3 protein-coding genes and 1 pseudogene are annotated in these 2761 nt (G+C 45.5%); 2 read left to right on the top strand and 2 right to left on the bottom strand.

Features of this window, described 5'->3' with window-relative positions; translation table 11 throughout:
* Nucleotides 1-240: 240 nt before the first annotated feature.
* Nucleotides 241-414: a hypothetical protein gene (locus ACTHUM_RS11205; protein WP_225905495.1), complete on the top strand. Its 174-nt coding sequence runs from the start codon at nt 241-243 to the stop codon at nt 412-414.
* Nucleotides 415-675: 261 nt separating this feature from the next.
* Nucleotides 676-1953 carry an AmpG family muropeptide MFS transporter gene (locus tag ACTHUM_RS11200; RefSeq protein ID WP_234395504.1) on the top strand — a complete coding sequence of 426 codons (1278 nt, stop codon included), beginning with the start codon at nt 676-678 and terminating at the stop codon, nt 1951-1953.
* Between the two features lie 73 nt (nt 1954-2026).
* On the opposite strand, the gene hpf is transcribed toward ACTHUM_RS11200, so the two are convergent.
* Together hpf and ACTHUM_RS11190 are read right to left on the bottom strand one after the other, a co-directional pair.
* The gene (gene hpf, locus ACTHUM_RS11195) at nt 2027-2341 is read right to left on the bottom strand and encodes a ribosome hibernation-promoting factor, HPF/YfiA family (protein WP_003686778.1); all 315 of its coding nucleotides are present in this window, start codon (nt 2339-2341) and stop codon (nt 2027-2029) included.
* 49 nt (nt 2342-2390) lie between these two features.
* Nucleotides 2391-2761 (bottom strand): annotated as a pseudogene (locus ACTHUM_RS11190) (RNA polymerase factor sigma-54); the annotation flags it as partial.

Below are 2761 nucleotides of genomic sequence, written 5' to 3'. Positions count from 1 at the left end.
TTATTACTTTCTCCATATTGGGTGTATTGACTCACTATTCTACCTCTAATTTTTTTGACACGGAAAAATAACATGATTGAACTATCCCTTGAGGATCTGGAACTCATTTCTGGAGGAGGCTTAGGAGAGAGAATCCTTCAAGGAGGAGCAAATGGTGCATAAATAGGAGGATCAATTGGTGCAGGTATTGGTCTGGGTGTCGGTATAGCTTTTGGCAGTATTCCTGCCGGACCAGCTATTATGGTCGGTGGCACAATTGGTGCTGCTGTTGGTGCTGCAACTGGTATGGGTGTTGCAGCATATGAGTATTACCAAGAAACTCAGCCTAAAGGGACAGTAACGATCGGTCCGATTTCTGCTTTTGCTGTGGACAAATCAGGAAACGGCTACACTGACGGCACAAATTACCACTGATATTTCTCATCGTTCAAACGATCTCTAGGGGTCGTCTGAAACTTTCTTAACTTCAATTTTATGAATACACCCAAGCAACCCTTCTTCCGTCCTGAAGTCTCCGTTGCCCGCCAAACCAGTTGTTCCAACAAAAGGCCGTCTGAAACTTAATTTGTCAAAGTTTCAGACGGCCTTTTATTATTCAATAAAGATAGCAGAAGTTGATTCGCCATATCCCCCATCTTTGCTACAATATCCCTTTTCTTTTTTATTGATTCCACTATGACAACCGCACCCCAACCCAGCACTTGGCGCAAGATTTTTTCGCGCAAAATGCTGATCTGCATTTTCACAGGCTTCACTTCGGGGTTGCCGCTTTATTTTCTATACAGCCTGATTCCAGCATGGCTGCGTAGCGAACACATTGATTTGAAAACCATTGGCCTATTTGCATTGATTGGTTTCCCCTACACTTGGAAATTCATCTGGTCACCTCTTTTGGACACCGTACGCCTGCCATTTTTAGGTTTACGGCGCAGTTGGATGCTGATTACCCAAATAGCACTCCTATTGCTTTTGGCTTCCTATGCATTTGTCCGACCGCAAGAACATTTATCCATCATCTTAGGCTTAGCTTGTGCTACAGCATTCTTCTCCGCCAGCCAAGATATTGTGATTGATGCATTCCGACGCGAAGTACTGTCAGATGAAGAATTGGTATTAGGCAACTCGCTGTATGTGAATGCCTACCGTATTTCTTCATTAATTCCGGCCTCATTAAGTCTGATTTTGGCCGACAGATTGCCTTGGTCAACCGTCTTCATCATTACTTCCCTGTTTATGATCCCAGGTTTACTTGCGACCTTGTTCATAGCACGCGAGCCAGATCACTCAACTCTTGAAACCAAAGGCTTAAAAGAAACCGTTATCGAACCATTTCACGATTTCTTTACCCGCCAGAGTGTGAAGCAGGCTTTGACTATTTTGGCGTTCATCTTGCTGTATAAACTGGGCGACAGCATGGCAACTGCTTTGGCTCAACCGTTTTATCTCGATATGGGCTTCTCTAAAACCGATATTGGTCTGATTGGAAAAAACGCAGGTTTATGGCCGGCTGTAATTTTTGGCGTTATCGGCGGCATTTGGATCACCAAACTTGGGGTTAATCGTGCTCTGTGGTTATTCGGTTTGATACAGTGGGTCACCATTTTAGGCTTTGCATGGCTGGCAAGCTTCGGACATTTTGACCATGTCGGTGCATCGGAACGAATCTTTTTAGCGGTTGTAATTGCGGCTGAAGCAATCGGCGTCGGCTTAGGCACAGCAGCGTTTGTCTCGTATATGGCGCAACAAGCCAATACGGCATTTACGGCAACGCAATTAGCCCTTTTTACAAGCCTATCTGCCGTACCGCGTACATTTATGAACGCAACGGCAGGCTATCTGATTGAAGCGATGGGTTACTTCAATTTCTACTGGCTGTGTTTTGCTTTGGGCATACCGGGCATGTTGCTGCTGTTTAAAGTGGCACCGTGGAATGGTCAAAAAGTGAGTAACTAGATTGCCAGTCTAAAACTTCTAGCAAAACAAAAGGCCGTCTGAATATTCAGACGGCCTTTATCATACAAAAACTTTATTCTGCTTCAGGTTTGACAGTGCTGCGGACATCGCCGCTTTTTTCTTTATGTTTCAAAACAGCGCGGTCGAGCTTGTCCATCAAAACATCAATCGCGGCGTACATATCCTGCTCAATCGCTTCAACGTGCAAATCTTTGCCTGCCAGATGCGCATCGGCTTCGGCTTTTTGATTGACTTTTTCCACCGAGAGCGTAATGGTCACAGAGATGATGTTGTCGGCGTGGCGATTGATTCGTGCCAACTTGTCGGAAACATAGTTTTTGATGGCTTCGGTAACATCAAAATTCAGACCGGTGATTTTCAGATTCATGATACAGCTCCTTCGGTTGATTAGTCCGTCAAAACGGATCGGAATATATCTACTCGGTAAATTTTCGTTTGTGTGCCGGTGGTATGTCTAATGATTCTCTATATTTAGCAACTGTACGTCTGGCGATTTCAATGCCGCGTTGTTTTAATAATTTGACGAGGGCCTCGTCCGAATAAGGTTTGCTGCTGTCTTCGCTTTCAATCAGCTGGCTCAAGACAGCTTTGATTGCGCCTTGACTGAACCCTTCGCCGTCATCATCGGCATTGACTGCCTGTGTGAAGAAATAGCGTAACGCAAACAGGCCGCGCGGGCAAGACAAATATTTCTGGTTGGCAGCGCGCGAAATGGTGCTTTCCGCCAAACCCAATTCGGCGGCGGCATCTTTCATCAGCATGGGCGACAGGCCGATTTCTCCGAAGA

It is taken from the genome of Neisseria sp. P0021.S006 (genome assembly GCF_051956895.1).
Note: the sequence above shows the minus strand (reverse complement) of the source record. Positions and strands in the feature narration are given on the sequence as shown.

Bases quoted from the DNA above. Each gene is read 5' to 3' on its own strand.
- ACTHUM_RS11205 (WP_225905495.1), top strand. From the start codon at position 241: ATGGTCGGTGGCACAATTGGTGCTGCTGTTGGTGCTGCAACTGGTATG.
- ACTHUM_RS11200 (WP_234395504.1), top strand. From the start codon at position 676: ATGACAACCGCACCCCAACCCAGCACTTGGCGCAAGATTTTTTCGCGC.
- hpf (WP_003686778.1), bottom strand. From the start codon at position 2,341: ATGAATCTGAAAATCACCGGTCTGAATTTTGATGTTACCGAAGCCATC.